This is a genomic window from Parasutterella sp. (assembly GCF_057870745.1).
In genome coordinates this window covers 1-1,589 of the sequence record NZ_DBMALT010000098.1, presented here as the reverse complement: position 1 = coordinate 1,589, position 1,589 = coordinate 1, and the positions used below count along the sequence as shown (strand labels likewise).

1 protein-coding gene is annotated in these 1,589 nt (G+C 42.5%); it reads right to left on the bottom strand.

The annotated features are described in order from the left end of the window. Nucleotides 1-245: 245 nt before the first annotated feature. On the bottom strand, nt 246-1,238 hold the full coding sequence (locus ACZND6_RS12840) for a cytochrome-c peroxidase (protein WP_293738640.1): 993 nt from the start codon (nt 1,236-1,238) through the stop codon (nt 246-248). Between the last annotated feature and the right edge of the window lie 351 nt (nt 1,239-1,589).

The following is a 1,589-nucleotide window of genomic DNA, read 5'->3' as shown; positions in this document are numbered from 1 at the left end:
ATGGGTTGGCTATCAACGAGAACTTCCAGAATGCAAGATCTTTCTTCAGCGCTTAAGGCAAAAAACTGCGAAAGGAGCTTATCTACTGCTGTGGTAAACATGGGGTACCTCCTTAACTTAAAAATACCCCTTAAATGGAGGCGCGACAACTAATATCAATACTTACTCTGAACAGAGCCTTTAACTTTAAAGAAGGCAAAACCCAACTTTAAATTGGCTTTTGCGCACTACACAGTCAAAGGAAATTAGTCTTTCTTCCAGGGATCAAACTGAGGCGTATTTTTACCATTAGGCGGAAGAATAGGAAGAACAATCTTCGGCTGATCTCCTGTCAATGACTTCATCCACGCGACAATATCAGCTAGCTGTTCAGGCGTGTAAGTCTTACCTAACTGAACCTCACCCATTATGCGAACTGCATCCTCAAGGGTTTTCGCCTCTCCGTCATGGAAGTACGGGTAAGTGAGCTCAATATTTCTCAATTGTGGGACTTTAAAGGTCATGCGATCTTGATCTTTCTTCGTAATCTCAATTCGACCTTGAGCAGTGTTAGTTGTTTGATAAGGTTTAACTACACCAAGTTTCTGATAAGAAGAACCTCCAAGCAAAGGTCCATTGTGGCAAATCGTACAGCCGGATGTTTTAAAAAGTTCAAAACCTTTAATCTGCTGTGGAGTCAAAGCCGCTTTATCTCCCTTCAGATAACGGTCAAAAGGAGAGTTGGGTGTAGTTAATGTTTTCTCGAAGGCAGCCAAAGCGTCCGTTATTTCTTTGATTGTAACCTTGTCGGTTCCGAAGGCTTTTTTAAAATAAGGCTTGTATCCTGGAATGGAGTCAATGGCCTGGACAGCTAATTCATGCGTCGAGGCCATCTCTTTAGGATTGGCAATCGGCCCTCCTGCCTGCTCCTCTAAGTTTGCGGCTCTTCCGTCCCAGAACTGAGCGATTTGTTTCTCCGCATTGAGAACCGTGGGCGAATTAATTGGGCCTTGCTGCCAACCGTGTCCGACAGAGGTCTTCAAATTATCAACACCTCCAGTAGATAAATTATGGCAGCTGTTGCAGGAAATAAAACCAGATTTGGACAACCTTGGGTCAAACCAAAGCATTTTTCCTAGCTCAACTTTCGCCTGATCTTGAGGAGCGATCGTTGGCTCTGGCACCGGTTCAAACATAGCAGCTTGAGAAACTGCACTAAGCGAGAGAAGCATTGCAGCAACTGAAATTTGGATTCTCATATCATTCCTTGTGAGATTTAAAAGCAGGAAATTAGTTTCTTCTTTCTTCCGGCCCAAAATTCTTAGACTCAGTAGAAATGTGAAAAAAAAAACCGCCATTCGAGAAGAAGGCGGTTAAAGATGATCCATTTCTAGCTGAAACAAGAGAAGACTCCGTTTTCGCTATGGCAACATTATGAGTTTTTATGTATATTTCGTAAAGTGCAATTATTGAGCCTCGAGTTGCAAAAATGGAAATGAAATCGAGAGCCCTGTGTTTAGCCCCTTATATCGTGCAAAGCCCCGATAGACGGGGCTTATAGTAGATTTTCATTTTTTTCTTTTCGTGTTAACTCCTCAAGTTATTGTTCA

Excerpts from the sequence above, each read along its gene's own strand:
- ACZND6_RS12840 (WP_293738640.1), bottom strand. The coding sequence starts at position 1,238 with ATGAGAATCCAAATTTCAGTTGCTGCAATGCTTCTCTCGCTTAGTGCA.